The 13,820-nt window shown below is 73.9% G+C and carries 11 protein-coding genes and 1 pseudogene; 5 read left to right on the top strand and 7 right to left on the bottom strand.

Annotation, left to right across the window (positions count from 1 at the left end; translation table 11 throughout):
* Position 1: 1 nt before the first annotated feature.
* The 3 genes from AB6L24_RS14805 to AB6L24_RS14795 all read right to left on the bottom strand — a co-directional run bounded on the left by AB6L24_RS14805 (position 2) and on the right by AB6L24_RS14795 (position 1,578).
* Complete coding sequence (locus AB6L24_RS14805) at positions 2–241, bottom strand: hypothetical protein (RefSeq protein ID WP_405655654.1); 240 nt, start codon at positions 239–241, stop codon at positions 2–4.
* Positions 242–335: 94 nt separating this feature from the next.
* Positions 336–869 carry a hypothetical protein gene (locus AB6L24_RS14800; protein WP_405655652.1) on the bottom strand — a complete coding sequence of 178 codons (534 nt, stop codon included), beginning with the start codon at positions 867–869 and terminating at the stop codon, positions 336–338.
* Between the two features lie 55 nt (positions 870–924).
* A complete protein-coding gene (locus tag AB6L24_RS14795) occupies positions 925–1,578 on the bottom strand; it encodes a DJ-1/PfpI family protein (protein ID WP_405655650.1) in 654 nt (217 codons plus the stop codon).
* Between the two features lie 276 nt (positions 1,579–1,854).
* Between AB6L24_RS14795 and AB6L24_RS14790 the strand changes: the two genes are divergently transcribed.
* Complete coding sequence (locus AB6L24_RS14790) at positions 1,855–2,805, top strand: GlxA family transcriptional regulator (RefSeq protein ID WP_405655649.1); 951 nt, start codon at positions 1,855–1,857, stop codon at positions 2,803–2,805.
* Positions 2,806–2,850: 45 nt separating this feature from the next.
* Here the strand turns inward: AB6L24_RS14790 and AB6L24_RS14785 are convergent, their stop codons facing one another.
* A complete protein-coding gene (locus tag AB6L24_RS14785) occupies positions 2,851–3,594 on the bottom strand; it encodes a class I SAM-dependent methyltransferase (protein WP_405655647.1) in 744 nt (247 codons plus the stop codon).
* A 117-nt stretch (positions 3,595–3,711) separates the two neighbouring features.
* Between AB6L24_RS14785 and AB6L24_RS14780 the strand changes: the two genes are divergently transcribed.
* From AB6L24_RS14780 to AB6L24_RS14770, 3 genes are all read left to right on the top strand, one after another.
* Positions 3,712–4,569, top strand: a complete 858-nt coding sequence (locus tag AB6L24_RS14780) for a hypothetical protein (protein WP_405655646.1) — start codon at positions 3,712–3,714, stop codon at positions 4,567–4,569.
* Between the two features lie 81 nt (positions 4,570–4,650).
* Positions 4,651–5,577, top strand: coding sequence for a slipin family protein (locus tag AB6L24_RS14775; RefSeq protein WP_405655644.1), 927 nt, complete (start codon positions 4,651–4,653; stop codon positions 5,575–5,577).
* Positions 5,578–5,832: 255 nt separating this feature from the next.
* Positions 5,833–8,313, top strand: a complete 2,481-nt coding sequence (locus AB6L24_RS14770; RefSeq protein ID WP_405655642.1) for a polysaccharide lyase 8 family protein — start codon at positions 5,833–5,835, stop codon at positions 8,311–8,313.
* 73 nt (positions 8,314–8,386) lie between these two features.
* Here the strand turns inward: AB6L24_RS14770 and AB6L24_RS14765 are convergent, their stop codons facing one another.
* Positions 8,387–8,992 carry a TetR/AcrR family transcriptional regulator gene (locus AB6L24_RS14765; RefSeq protein WP_405655640.1) on the bottom strand — a complete coding sequence of 202 codons (606 nt, stop codon included), beginning with the start codon at positions 8,990–8,992 and terminating at the stop codon, positions 8,387–8,389.
* Positions 8,993–9,261: 269 nt separating this feature from the next.
* Between AB6L24_RS14765 and AB6L24_RS14760 the strand changes: the two genes are divergently transcribed.
* Entirely contained in the window at positions 9,262–10,203 is a 942-nt protein-coding gene (locus AB6L24_RS14760; RefSeq protein ID WP_405655638.1) for an alpha/beta hydrolase family protein, read from the top strand.
* A 480-nt stretch (positions 10,204–10,683) separates the two neighbouring features.
* Here the strand turns inward: AB6L24_RS14760 and AB6L24_RS14755 are convergent.
* Both AB6L24_RS14755 and AB6L24_RS14750 read right to left on the bottom strand, forming a co-directional pair.
* Positions 10,684–11,148 (bottom strand): annotated as a pseudogene (locus AB6L24_RS14755) (trimeric intracellular cation channel family protein); the annotation flags it as partial.
* A 109-nt stretch (positions 11,149–11,257) separates the two neighbouring features.
* Entirely contained in the window at positions 11,258–13,813 is a 2,556-nt protein-coding gene (locus tag AB6L24_RS14750; RefSeq protein ID WP_405655637.1) for an ATP-binding protein, read from the bottom strand.
* Positions 13,814–13,820: the final 7 nt, after the last annotated feature.

Below are 13,820 nucleotides of genomic sequence, written 5' to 3'. Positions count from 1 at the left end.
GTCAGCCCTCCGGCGTCCGGGGCGGGGCCGTCGGCCCGGGTGCGGGCGGCGGGTCCAGCGGGGCCGACAGGTCCGGTGCGCCCGGGGCCTGCCACGCCTCCGCGTGGGACGCCGCCGGGTCCCGGGTCCGCGCGCACGCGTCCGGCGTCCTGCCCACCGGCGGATCCCCGATCGCACCGCGCGGGTCGGCGCCCGCGGGCTCTGCCGGAGCGGGCGCCGTGCTGTCGTCCTCGGACCCCATCTCGTACCCCCTGCCGGGAAGTCGACGGACCGCCGTCGCCTAGAGCATGGGGCACGGGAGGCGTCCCGGCCAGCCTCGCGGGGCATGTGCGGGGTCAGCCTCCGGTCGTGGAGCCCGGGCGCACGATCATCAGGACGGTGACGGTGGCCCAGAGGAGGTTGAAGACGCCGGTGAACATGGCGAGTTGGGCGCTGGTCCGCGCGTCGAGCTTCACCGCGACCGCGGAGTCGGTCGCTGAGTCGGCCGTGCCCTCGCCGTCGGCCTCATGGGCTTCCCCGGCCTTCGCCCCGGACACCGCCTCCAACGCCGTCTCCTGACGCGGCAGCACAAGGAGGATGAGGATCACCGCCGCGACGAACGTCAACGCGATCGACGTGATCAGCCAGGCGCTGCCGAGCACACCCATGCTGCTCGCCGTCAGGAAGCCGAAGACCACGACGGCGATGGCGGCTCCCGCGTAGACGCGGCAGATGCGGTGCAGCGTCCGCAGCGTCGTCACGGGGGCCGCGTCGCCGGGTCCGGCGAGGGCGTCGCGCAGGACCTTCGGGAACATGCTGGCCGCGACGGCGACCGGGCCGACGGCGAGGATGGCCGCGAGGACGTGGAGGATGAGGAACAGCTTCGTCATGGGAGGGCTTTCGCGTCGGGGAGGGCGGGCGGGGCGCGCTTGCGGCGGGGCGGTGTCAGATGTGTGCGGGCTCCGCGCCGGTCGCCCGCCACACCACCCCGCGCCGCTCGTGCGCGAACATCTCCTCGACCACATGGGCCACGCGCGGCCCGAACTCGCGCTCCAGCAGGTGCAGTCCGAGGTCGAGACCCGACGTCACCCCGGCCCCGCTGACCAGGTCGCCGTCGTCGACGACCCGGGCCCGCACCACGGTCGCCCCGAGGCCCCACAGGACGTCGAGCGCGTCGTGGTGGCCGGTGGCGTACCTGCCCTTGAGGAGCCCGGACATCGCGAGGAGCAGGGAGCCGCCGCACACGGTCGTCATGGTCACGCCGGGGCGCTCCATGGCGGTCGACAGGAGTGCGGGCAGGGCGGTGCGCTGGGTGCGGGCGATGCGGGAGGGGATGCTGTCGTCCTCGGGGCCGCCCTGCTCGGTGGCTCCGGCGGCGCCCGGCACCAGGATCAGGCCGTCGCGCTCCGGGTCGAGCCGGGCCGTGGCCCGGAGGGTGACGAGGTCCAGGCCGCTCGGGACGTCGCGGGCGCCCTCCGCCGAGACCAGCTCGACGGTGATCCCGCCGTTCGTGGCGATGCCCCCGGCGTACAGGATCTCCAGCGGGCCGAGGACGTCGAGCGGGTCGAAGCCGTCGAAGAGGACTGCTTGAACGTGCATACGAGGTTCCGTTTCCTGGCGGGGACCGCGGCCCCGGCGGGGCCCGGTGGTGTTCCCGTGCTGTTCCCGCCGCCGAGGCTAGCCAGCGCCGCTCCCCCGCCGACAGTGGCTGCAATGACAGCTTTCAACGGGATATCGCCAGGGTGGTGTCCGACCGCGAACGCCCACTCCGCGCACGTAAGCGCAGGTCGAACGCGCCTGGCGGGGGTTACGTGGCCCGGGCGGGTGCCGTGAGCGGCGGTTGGCGGGAGTCCGGCGATGTCGTACGTTGCCGCCATGCACACCGTCGCTTTCCTCGCCCTCGACGACGTCATCCCCTCCGACCTGGCGATGCCCCTGGACGTGTTCAGCAGGACCCGGCTGCCCGGCGAGCGGCCTGCCTACCGGGTGCGGGTGTGCGCGGCCGAGCCCGAGGTCGACGCGCGCGCGTTCTCGCTGCGGGCGCACCACGACCTGAGCGGGCTCGTGGACGCGGACACCATCGTCGTACCGGGCACTCACGACCCGACCGCGCCGGTGCCGGAGAAGACCCTGGCGGCGCTCCGCGAAGCGGCCGACGCGGGCACCCGCATCGCGTCCATCTGCGTCGGCACGTTCGTGCTCGCGCAGGCGGGTCTGCTCGACGGGCTGCGGGCCACCACGCACTGGTTCGCGACCGACCACCTCGCCGCGGCCTACCCGGAGATCGACGTCGACCCGGACGTCCTGTACGTCGACAACGGCCAGATCCTCACGTCCGCGGGTGCCGCCGCCGGGATGGACCTGAGCCTGCACATGGTGCGGCGCGACTACGGCTCGGCGGTGGCCGCCGACTCCGCCCGCCTGTCGGTGATGCCGCTCGAACGGGAGGGCGGCCAGGCCCAGTTCATCGTCAACCAGCCCCCGGCGATGCCCCGCGGCCGCGCCCTCGAACCGCTGCTGCGCTGGCTCGACGAGAACGCGGCGCGCGACCTCACCCTGGACGACATCGCCGACCACGCGGGCCTGAGCAGCCGCACGCTCCTGCGCCGGTTCCGCGAGCAGACCGGCACGACGCCGCTGCAGTGGCTGCACCGGGCGCGGGTACGCCAGGCCCAGCACCTCCTGGAGACCACGGAGCACCCGGTGGAGCGGATCGCCGCGCAGGTCGGCTTCGGCTCGCCGACCGCGTTCCGTGACCGCTTCAAGCGGGTCGCGGGGGTCAGCCCGCAGGCCTACCGGCGGGCGTTCAGCAGCGCGACGCGCTGACCGGGTCCACCACGACGGCAACCCGGGGCACGCACGAGCCGCCCCTCACGCCGCCTTGCGCGCCACCACGAGGCGCCAGTGCGGGCTCCCGTCGTCCCTGCGGCCGAACTCCTCCAGCGGCCGCAGCCCCACCGTGAACCCGGCCCCCTCCAGGTCGGCCCGCACCCCGGGCAGCGGGAAGGTGCGGTAGTACATGACGAAGGGCGGCTGCCGCAGCGCGTTGCGGGCCCGCATCGCCAGGTCGAAGCCGAGCATGCCCCAGTACCATGGTGACGTGAGTGGCTGTGGCGCGCCGATGGGGAAAGCGAACAGGCCGCCGGGGCGCAGCGCCCGGTGCACCTGGGCGAAGAGACCCGGCCGCTCGACGGGCAGGAAGTGCCCGAACGCCCCGAAGCTGACGGCCACGTCGAAGCCCTCGGCGAAGGGCAGCGCGCGGGCGTCCGCCCGCACCCAGTGGACCGCCGGGCCCCACTCCCCCGGCCCGTCCTCGGCGCCGAGCGCGGCCCGCGCCCGCGCCAGCATCCCGGAGCTGAAGTCGACGCCGGTCACATGCTCCCGGCACATGGGCCGCAGGAGTTCCACCCCGGCCCCGGTGCCGCAGCACACGTCGAGACCCGTGGCGAACGGGCCAAGTGGCCGCAGCGCCTCGGCACAGGCGTCGAGGACGCGCTCGGGCGTACGGAAGGGCGTGTGATCGAACTTGGGAGCCAGCAGGTCGTAGCCGTGCTCCGTGGAGGACAGCGCCTGGACGGCCAGTTCGCGCAGCGAGGGGCCCTGGGAGGTGAACACCGGCACAGCTTAGTGAGCGGCGTGGCCAGGAACCGCCTCGTGGCCTTCCGGGCCCGTCGAGCCCTCGGGTACAGCTTCAGCTGCCGCACACCCGAACCCACGTCACGGAGGTGCACCATGGGCGCACACAGGCAGCCGGGACCCGATGACCCCGCGGCCGGCGCCATGGCGGGCAAGACCCGGTTCGACGACATCTACGACCGGCCCGACCCACGGGCGTACTTCCGCCGCCTCGCCCCGTACGACTACGCGATCCCGCACCACGCCCAGAGCGTCTTCCGCCGCACGCTCGCCGACCGGCGAAAGGCCGCGCCGCCCGGCCCCGACGGCGAGCCCACGGTCCTCGATCTGTGCTGCTCCTACGGCCTGAACGCGGCGCTGCTCAACCACGACCTGACGCTCGCCGACCTGTACGCGCACTACGCCGGGGAGGCCACCGCGGACCTCACCACCAGCGAACTCGTCGACCTGGACAAGGAGTTCTACGCCGCCAGGCGCCGCCCGGACGCGGTCCGCCTGGTCGGCGTGGACACCGCCGCCAACGCCACCGCCTACGCCCTGGCCGTCGGCCTGCTCGACGAGGCGTACGCGGAGAACCTGGAACACGTGCCGCCCAGCCCGGGCCTCGCGCGGGCCGTGGCGGGCGTCGGCCTGATCACCGTCACCGGCGGCATCGGCTACGTCACGCACCGCACCTTCGACGCCCTGCTCGGCGCCGCCCGCCTGCCCCTGTGGGTCGACGCGTTCGTGCTGCGGACCGTCCCGTACGACCGCATCGCGCAGAGCCTCGCCGCGCACGGCCTGGTCACCACGACGGACCCCGACCGGCTCTACCCGCAGCGCCTGTTCACCGGCCCCGAGGAGCAGCACGACGCCGTCGCGCGGGTGCGGGCGGCGGGCGACGACACCACCGGCCTGGAGTCGGCGGGCCGCTACTACACGCGCCTGTACGCGTCACGGCCCGAGGCCCGCTGACCCGCGCCCAGGGGCTCGCCGCGGCCCCCGGTCCGGGCGTATCGTTGATTGACGGACGGCTCGGAGCGACAGGGGGTCGTCATGCTGCAGGAACTCCTCGCGGCCGGCGCGGTGACACTCTCCGCCGGTCTCATGTACGTGGTGTCGGCGGCCCGCGTCGTCAAGCAGTACGAACGCGGTGTCGTGTTCCGTCTCGGCCGCCTCTCCGGGGCGCCGCGCGCGCCCGGGTTCACCATGATCGTGCCGGGCGTCGACCGGATGCGTAAGGTCAACATGCAGATCGTGACGATGCCCGTGCCCGCGCAGGAGGGCATCACGCGCGACAACGTCACGGTGCGCGTCGACGCCGTCGTGTACTTCAAGGTGGTCGACGCCTCGCACGCGATCGTGCGGGTCGAGGACTACCGCTTCGCGGTCTCACAGATGGCGCAGACGTCGCTGCGGTCCATCATCGGCAAGAGCGACCTGGACGACCTGCTGTCCAACCGCGAGAAGCTCAACCAGGGCCTGGAGCTGATGCTCGACAGCCCGGCGATCGGCTGGGGCGTGCAGATCGACCGCGTCGAGATCAAGGACGTGTCCCTGCCGGAGACGATGAAGCGGTCCATGGCCCGGCAGGCCGAGGCGGACCGCGAGCGGCGCGCCCGCGTCATCAACGCCGACGCCGAACTGCAGGCCTCCAAGAAGCTCGCCGAGGCCGCCAAGGAGATGTCCGAACAGCCCGCCGCCCTGCAACTGCGGCTCCTGCAGACCGTCGTGGCCGTCGCCGCCGAGAAGAACTCGACCCTGGTGCTGCCCTTCCCCGTCGAACTCCTCCGCTTCCTGGAGCGGGCCGCGAACCAGCAGCCGCAGCCGACGGCGGCCCCGCCCGCGAGCGCGGAACCGCAGGCCGTGGCCGGGGCGCGGGACGACGCCGCGCCCCGCGAAGTCACCGCACCCACGGTGGAGTCGATCCCCCGGATCACCGGCAGCACGGCGCCGCCCGTGGAGGCCGACGCGGCGCCCTGAGCCCGGCCCGGACGCCGGGCGGACCCGGCCTCACCCCGGGTCCGCCCGGTCGAATCCTTGCGTCAGACCCATTGAGCCGGTCGGCGCACGCATGCTAGAAAGCGCTTACTGAAGGGCGGTTGCCCGCACCTCGGCCGCCCGCACCCCCGGGCACCCGCCCGCGCCCCCGAACACCCGCCCCCTCCTCTCCGGCCCTCCCTTCTGGCCCTCCCGACCTCCCGCCCCCTTGGCCCTCGGTCCCCCTGGAGCCCCCGCATGCCCTCTCCTTGGCCCCGCCGCGCCTTCCTCCTGACCACCGGCACCTCGGCGCTCTCCCTCGCCGCGCCCGCGGCCGCGCTTCCGGCAACCGCCCGCGACACCGCGACGACGGGCGCCGCGGGCGCGGCCACCGAGGCCGCCGCTGACGCCGACGCGTTCGCCGCCCTGCGCGCCAAGTGGCGCACCCTGATCCTGGGTACGGGATTCAGCCCGACCGCCGAGCCGTTCAAGAGCCGCCTGGCCCAACTCGGCACTTCCGCACGGCAGTTGAGGGACACCATGGCTCCGGCGGACGGCTCGCTGTGGCCCGACGCCTCGTACGCCGACCCCGAACCGGACACGGACCAGGAGTCGTTCGGCTACTCCGCGAACCTCGTGACCAGTTGCACGCGGCTCGCCACGATGGCCCAGGCGTACAGCCAGCAGGGCACCGGACTCACCGGGGACGCCACGCTCAGGACGGCGGTCGTGACCGGCCTCGACCACCTCTACGCGCAGGTCTACAACGAGCGGCAGAAGCGCTTCGGCAACTGGTGGAGCTGGCAGATCGGCGCCCCGCAGGCCCTCCTCGACACCTGCGTCCTGATGTACGACGCGCTGTCCGCCGACCGGATCGCCCGCTACTGCGCGGCCGTCGACCACTTCGTCCCGGACTCCGCCGTCGCCCAGTACACCGGCACCAGCACCGGAGCCAACCGCGTGGACCTGTGCCGGGTCCTCGCGCTGCGCGGCGTCGTCGGCGCGAACGAGGCGAAGGTCGCGCTGGCACGGGACGCCCTCTCGCCCGTCTTCCCGTACGTGACCAGCGGCGACGGCCTGTACACGGACGGCTCGTTCATCCAGCACACCACCGTGCCGTACACGGGCTCGTACGGGTCCGTGCTGCTCGGCGGGCTCGGCCTGCTGTTCGCGCTGCTCGACGGGTCGCCGTGGGAGGTGACGGACGGCGGCAGGCAGATCGTCTTCGACGCCGTGGAGAAGGCGTGGGCGCCGTTCCTCTACAACGGCCTGGTGATGGACTGCGTCGCGGGCCGTGCCATCAGCCGGGGCGTCGCCGCGTCCGACACGAAGCAGGTCCAGGCCGACGACCATCTGCGCGGCCACCCGATCCTGGCGTCGATCGCGCTGCTCGGCCTGGGCGCGTCGGCGGCCGAGAACGCCCGCTGGCGGGGCCTGGTGAAGGGCTGGATGCGCCGCGACTACTACAGTCCGCCGCTCAGCGACCCCCAGTTGAGCCTCGCCCACCTGGCCCGGCTCAAGGCCGTCCAGGACGACACCGCCGTCACGCCCGCGCCCGAGCCGACCGGGCACCGCCTGTTCACCAACATGGCGCGGGCCACGCACCGCCGCCCCGGCTGGGCCGCGTCGATCAGCATGGCCGACGCCCGCATCACGTACTACGAGACGGGCAACGGCGAGAACCTGCGCGGCTGGCACACGGGCTCGGGCCTGCTCGCCTGGTGGGGCGACACTTACGCCAACGGCCAGTACAGCGACGCCTTCTGGCCCACCGTCGACCCCTACCGGCTGCCCGGCGTCACCGCGTCCCGCAAGGTCCTCGCGGACGGGGCGGGCGGCGACTGGGGCGCGGCGCGGCCGGACGTGAGCTGGGTCGGCGGGGCCACGGACGGCCAACGGGCCGTGGTCGGGCAGCACTTGAAGGGGTTGCAGAGCACGCTGTCGGCCCGCAAGGCGTGGTTCTGCCTGGACGACGCGATCGTGTGCCTGGGCGCGGGCATCACCTGCGCGGACGGCGCGGTCGTGGAGTCCACCGTGGAGAACCGCAACCTCGGCCCGACCGGAGGCGCCCCGTTCCAGGCCGACGGCGTCACCAAGCCCGCGACCACGCCCTGGTCCCAGACCCTCACCGGCGCACGGTGGGCGCACATCGGCGGCCACGGCGGCTATGTCTTCCCCGGCGGCGCCACCGTCCGGGCCCGTCGCGAGCGGCGCACCGGCAAGTGGAGCGACATCAACAAGGGCGGCGCCACGACCCCGTTGACCCGCACCTACCTGACGCTGCACGTCGACCACGGCACCGACCCCACGGACGCGACGTACGCGTACGTCCTGCTGCCCGGCGCGAGCGCGGCCCGCACGGCCGAGCGGGCCGCGGCCACCGGCCGGCTGCGGATCCTCGCCAACTCCGGTGCGCGGCAGGGCATCAGCGTGCCCTCGCTCGGCTTCACCGGCGTGACGTTCTGGTCGGGCGGCACGGCCGGGGCGCTCACCGCGAGCGCGGCCTGCGCGGTGCTGGTCGGCGAACGGCCGGACGGGACGGCGGTGGTGTGCGTCAGCGACCCGACCCGGGCGGCGCGCGCGGGCCTGACGGTCACGTGGGACCGGCCGGTCGCCGCGGTCACCGCGAAGCCCGCCACGGTCACGTCGGCCACGACGGGCGCGGCCCTGAAGCTCACGTTCGCCGACCTCGGCCCGACGAAGGGCGCCACGCAGAAGATCACCGTGCGCCTCGGGTGAGCCGTGCGCCTCGGGCGAACGCTGCGCTTCACATGAGCCCTGCGCCTCGGCCGACCGTCCCGTGCCGCCGCCGTCAGTCCTTGCGCAGTCCCGCGACGAGCAGCGCGACCAGGCGGCGGGCGTCGTAGCGGGAGTCGGTCTCGGCGCCGATGCAGAGGTTCCCGATGCCGCGCATGAACGCGTACGCGGTGACGTCGGAGCGGATCCCGCCCGCGGCGGCAGCGGCGTCGAGGAGCCGGGCGCACACCGGCACGAGGCGGTCCAGGAAGTAGGCGTGCAGCGCCTCGAAGCCCGCGTCGTTGGACTGCATCGCGGCGGCCAGGCCGTGCTTGGTGACCAGGAAGTCGACGAAGAGGTCGACCCACCGTTCGAGGGCGGCGCGCGGTGCCGCCTCCGCCGCGAGGAGGGCGGGGCCGGCCTCGGCGCAGGCGTCGACCTGGTGGCGGTAGACGGCGATGACGAGGTCGGCGCGGGTCGGGAAGTGGCGGTAGACCGTGCCGACGCCGACGCCCGCCTCGGCCGCGATGTCCCGTACCGGCGCCTCCACGCCCGAGGTCACGAAGACGGCCGCGGCCGCGTCGAGGAGGGTCTGCTGGTTGCGCCGGACGTCCTTGCGCTTGGGCCCGGCGGCGCTGCCCGTGCCGGGAGTGCCGTCCGCACCAGGGGCGCTGTCGTTCACCGCGACGTTCCTTTCCTGAGGGGGCGCTCCTGACCGCGCCACGAGCACCCCGGGCGAGGGGACCGGCACCCGGGGGTTGTGAAACGGAACCATGTTCCGTATCGTCGGCGGAGCAACGTTCCGTTTTGCTCATGATGGCAGACCGGGGGCGCCGCGACCAGCTCGTCCGTGCTGTCCGCCGCCCACCCCGGCCCTGCCCGCGGCACCCCCGGCCGACCACCGGAACCGCCGCGCCCAGACACCGCAGCAGCCCCAGGGAAGGCACCTCCATGTCCGAATCCGCCGTCACGCCCCCGCAGCAGCCCGTGGACGCGCCCGCCACGGTCGTCTCCGCGAAGCCCGTCGTCATGCCCGACCCGGGCCGCGGCACGGACCTCCAGGTCCGCGTGTCCGCCCCCGCGACCGGCACCGGCCTGCCCGTCGTCGTCTTCTCGCACGGCTTCGGCTGGTCGTTGGACGGCTACGCCCCGCTGGCGGACCACTGGGCCGCGCACGGCTTCGTGGTCGTCCAGCCCACCCACCTGGACTCCCGGACGCTCGGCATCCCCGCCGACGACCCGCGTACGCCCGACATCTGGCGCATCCGCGTCGACGACCTCACGCGCGTCCTCGACGACCTCGACATCCTGGAGGCCGCCGTGCCCGGCCTGAGCGGGCGGGTCGACCGCGACCGCGTCGCCGTGGCCGGGCACTCCTGGGGAGCGCAGACCGCGAGCACGCTGCTCGGCGCGCGGGTCCTCGACGCCGACGGCGCCCCCGGCGAGGACCTGTCCGACCCCCGCGTCAAGGCGGGCGTCCTGTTCGCCCTGACCGGCCTGGGCGACGACCTCACCCCGTTCGCCGTCGAGCACCTCCCGTTCCTGCGGCCGTCCTTCGCCGCCATGACGACCCCGGCGCTCATCGTCGCCGGGGACAGCGACCGGTCCCACCTGTCCACGCGCGGACCGGACTGGTTCACCGACCCCTACGTCCACAGCCCGGGACCCAAGAGCCTGCTCACGCTGTTCGGCGCGGAGCACTCGCTCGGCGGCATCCCCGGGTACGAGGTCGCCGAGACGACGGACGAGTCCCCCGCGCGCGTCGCCCTGATCCAGCGGCTCACCACCGCCTATCTGCGCAGCGCCCTCACCGTCGACGACACGGGCTGGAAGGCGGCGGCCACCGCCCTGGAGGAGGACCCCGCGCCGCTCGGGAGGCTGCGGAGCAAGTAGCGCCGGGCCGAGCGGCACCGAGGCTCCGCCCGTGGGCCGGACGTCATCGGCCGAGCGGTGAGCCGAGGGTGTCGTCCCCGCCCGTGTCGCCGCTCGGGCCGTCCCTCGTGTCGGCGCCGGGCGGGTGCGGTGGTGCGGGCTTGCGCCGCAGGGCGCCGGGCGCGGGGCGGGCGGCGCGGAACCGCAGCCGCCGGGCCGCGCTCGCGCCCCGGCCGCTCCCCGGTCCTCGGCCCCGCCCGGGCGCTCCGCCGTCCGGGACTCGCGCCGCCACCCGCGCCGCAGCGCGCCCGCCAGGCGCGACCGGGGCTGCCACTCCAGGCCGCTGGGCAGCCCCCAGCCGCGCTTGTACGCGGTGAGCCTGAGAACCAGTGCCACGGTCACGCCGAGCACGATGCCGAGAGTGGGCTGCTCGGCGTAACTGCACACGACCGTGATCGCGGCGGCGACCACCGCGACGGACGCGTACAGCGCGTTCCCGCCGAGCACCGCGGGCACGCGGCGCAACATCATGTCGCGCAGCGCCCCGCCGCCGACGGCCGTGATGGTGCCGAGCAGCAGCGCGGGCAGCCAGCCGAGCCCCGCGGCGAGGGTCTTCTGCGCCCCCGCGACGGCCCAGAAACCGATCACGGCCGCGTCGAGGGCGGTGAAGAGCCGGTCCCAGGCCTCCTGGCTGATGTGGATCAGGAAGGCGATGAACGCCCCGGCGAGCGCGGTCGGCAGGTAGAAGACGTCGGTGAGCGCCACCGGCGTCCCGTGCTGGAGCAGGGTGTCGCGGATGAGGCCGCCGCCGAGCCCGGACACCACGCCGACCGCGACGAAGCCGAACAGGTCGAGCCGTTCGGTGCGGGCGATCGCGCCGCCCTGGAGGGCGGCGGCGAACACCCCGGCGAGGTCGAGGCCGCGCGTGGCCACGTCCACGCCGTGCGGCGTGAGGAGTTCGGCCATCGCCGCCCGCCTCCCTGCTCCGTTCCGCGCCCGGTGCGTCCCGTACGTCTCCTACGTTTCGTACGTCACCCGGCGGCGGACGGCGACCGGAGGCGGGCTCACGCCGGTCTCAGGACGTGGCGGCCGCGGGCAGGTCGGGGCTGACCTGCGGGCGCCCGGGCACCAGACGCAGCACGAGGACCATGGTGAGCCCGCCGCCGGGGGTGTCCTCGGCGCTGAGGGTGCCGCCCATGGCCTCGGTGAAGCCGCGGGCGACGGCCAGGCCGAGGCCCACTCCGGCGCCGCGCGGGGAGTCGCCGTACCGCTGGAAGGGCTCGAAGATGCGCTCCTTGGCGTCGTCGGGCACACCGGGGCCGCGGTCGACCACGCGCAGCTGCACCTGGTCGGCCATGGTGCTGGCGGCGACCAGGACGCTCTCGCCCGTGGGGCTGTACTTCAGGGCGTTCTCTATGACGTTGGCGACGGCCCGCTCCAGGAGGCCCTTGTCGGCGGCGACCATGGGCAGGTCCTCGGGGATGTCGAGGGTCACGTGCTCGGCGGACGAGGCCATCCCTTCGAGGGCGAGCGGGACGACCTCGTCGAGGTCGATCTCGCGGACCATCGGCATCACGGTGTCGGTCTGGAGCCGCGACATGTCCAGGAGGTTGCCGACGAGGTGGTCGAGGCGGTCGGCGCCCGCCTCGATGGCGGCGAGGAGTTCCGCCTGGTCCTCGTCGGACCACTCGATGTCGTCCGAGCGGAGGCTGGAGACGGACGCCTTGATGCCGGCGAGAGGGGTGCGCAGGTCGTGGCTGACGGCGGCGAGCAGGGCGGTGCGGATGCGGTTGCCCTCGGCGAGGGTGCGGGCCTCCTGCGCCTGGGACTGCAGGCGCTGGCGGTCCAGGACCACGGCGGCCTGCGCGGCGAACGCGGCGAGGACACGGCGGTCCTCGGCGGGCAGGACACGCCCTATGAGGGCGAGGGACATGTAGTCGCCGACGGGCATGTCGACGTCGGCGTCCTCGGGGCGGCCGACGTGCGGGCGGGGGCCGACGCCGGCCACGCAGGTCCACAGGGCGATGTCGCTCTCGCGCTCAAGGAGGGCCACGGACTCCATGGCGAAGGTCTCGCGGACGGTCTCCAGGAGCGATTCGAGGCTGTTCTCGCCGCGCAGGACGCTGCCCGCGAGGTAGGACAGGATCTCCGACTCGGCGCGCAGCCGTGCCGCCTGGTGGGTGCGGCGGGCCGCCAGGTCCACGACCGACGCCACGGACACCGCCACCGCCACGAAGATCACGAGGGCGACTATGTTCTTCGGGTTGGAGATCAGGACGTGGTGGACGGGCGGAGTGAAGTAGTAGTTGAGCAGCAGGGAGCCGAACGCGGCCGACGCGAGGGCCGGCAACAGACCGCCGAGCAGCGCCGACGCCACGGTGAGCGTCAGGAACAGCAGCATGTCGTTGGCGAGGCCGAGGTCGGGCGCCACGCCGCGCAGCAGCAGGGCGAGCAGGATCGGCCCGCCCATGCCGACCAGCCAGCCCCAGATGATGCGGTTGCGGCCGAGGCGGGCGGCGCGCGGTGTGGCCGACAGGCTGCGGCCCTTGCCCGCCTCGTTGTGGGTGACGAGGTGGACGTCGAGGTCGGGCCCGGACTCGCGGGCGACGGTGGCGCTGACGCCGGGCCCGAACAGGTACTGCCAGGACCTGCGGCGGGAGACGCCGAGGACGATCTGGGTGGCGTTGACACCGCGCGCGAACTCCAGGAGCGCGGCGGTGATGTCCTCCCCTACGACCTGGTGGAAGGAGCCGCCCAGGTCCTCCACGAGGGTGCGCTGGATCGCGAGTTCCTTCGGCGAGGCCGCGGTGAGGCCGTCGCTGCGGGCGATGTAGACGGCGAGGACCTCGCCGCCCGCGCCCTTCTCGGCGAGTCGCGCGGCACGGCGCAGCAGGAAGCGGCCCTCGGGTCCGCCGCTGAGGCCGACGACGATGCGTTCGCGGGCCTGCCAGGTGGAGCGGATGTTGTGCTCGCCGCGGTACTGCTGGAGGTATTCGTCGACCCGGTCGGCCACCCACAGCAGGGCGAGTTCCCGCAGGGCGGTGAGGTTTCCGGGGCGGAAGTAGTTGGACAGGGCCGCGTCGACCTTGTCGGCCTTGTAGATGTTGCCGTGCGCCATCCGGCGGCGCAGCGCCTGGGGCGACATGTCGACCAGCTCGATCTGGTCCGCCCGGCGCACCACCTCGTCGGGGATGGACTCGCGCTGCCGTACGCCGGTGATCCGCTCGACGACGTCGCCGAGTGACTCCAGGTGCTGGATGTTGACGGTGGAGACCACGTCGATGCCGGCGGCGAGCAGCTCCTCGACGTCCTGCCAGCGCTTGGTGTTGCGCGAGCCGGGGATGTTGGTGTGCGCCAGCTCGTCGACCAGGGCTACGGTCGGGGCGCGTTCGAGGACGGCGTCGACGTCCATCTCCGTGAACGTCGCGCCGCGGTACTCCAGGTCCTTGCGCGGCAGCAGTTCGAGGCCGTGCAGCATCACCTCCGTGCGCGGACGGCTGTGGTGCTCCACGAAGGCCACGACACAGTCCGTGCCGCGTTCGACACGACGGTGGGCCTCGGACAGCATCGCGTACGTCTTGCCGACGCCCGGTGCCGCCCCCAGATAGATCCGAAGCTTGCCGCGTGCCATGGAACTC

It is taken from the genome of Streptomyces sp. RK9, assembly GCF_045070545.1.
Classification (GTDB): Bacteria; Actinomycetota; Actinomycetes; order Streptomycetales; family Streptomycetaceae; genus Streptomyces; species Streptomyces alboflavus.
The sequence above is the reverse complement of the archived record's forward strand: the minus strand, read 5'-3'. Positions and strand labels throughout refer to the sequence as shown.

Coding starts and splice junctions, on each gene's coding strand:
- AB6L24_RS14805 (WP_405655654.1), bottom strand. CDS start 241: ATGGGGTCCGAGGACGACAGCACGGCGCCCGCTCCGGCAGAGCCCGCG.
- AB6L24_RS14800 (WP_405655652.1), bottom strand. CDS start 869: ATGACGAAGCTGTTCCTCATCCTCCACGTCCTCGCGGCCATCCTCGCC.
- AB6L24_RS14795 (WP_405655650.1), bottom strand. CDS start 1,578: ATGCACGTTCAAGCAGTCCTCTTCGACGGCTTCGACCCGCTCGACGTC.
- AB6L24_RS14790 (WP_405655649.1), top strand. CDS start 1,855: ATGCACACCGTCGCTTTCCTCGCCCTCGACGACGTCATCCCCTCCGAC.
- AB6L24_RS14780 (WP_405655646.1), top strand. CDS start 3,712: ATGGGCGCACACAGGCAGCCGGGACCCGATGACCCCGCGGCCGGCGCC.
- AB6L24_RS14775 (WP_405655644.1), top strand. CDS start 4,651: ATGCTGCAGGAACTCCTCGCGGCCGGCGCGGTGACACTCTCCGCCGGT.
- AB6L24_RS14770 (WP_405655642.1), top strand. CDS start 5,833: ATGCCCTCTCCTTGGCCCCGCCGCGCCTTCCTCCTGACCACCGGCACC.
- AB6L24_RS14760 (WP_405655638.1), top strand. CDS start 9,262: ATGTCCGAATCCGCCGTCACGCCCCCGCAGCAGCCCGTGGACGCGCCC.
- AB6L24_RS14750 (WP_405655637.1), bottom strand. CDS start 13,813: ATGGCACGCGGCAAGCTTCGGATCTATCTGGGGGCGGCACCGGGCGTC.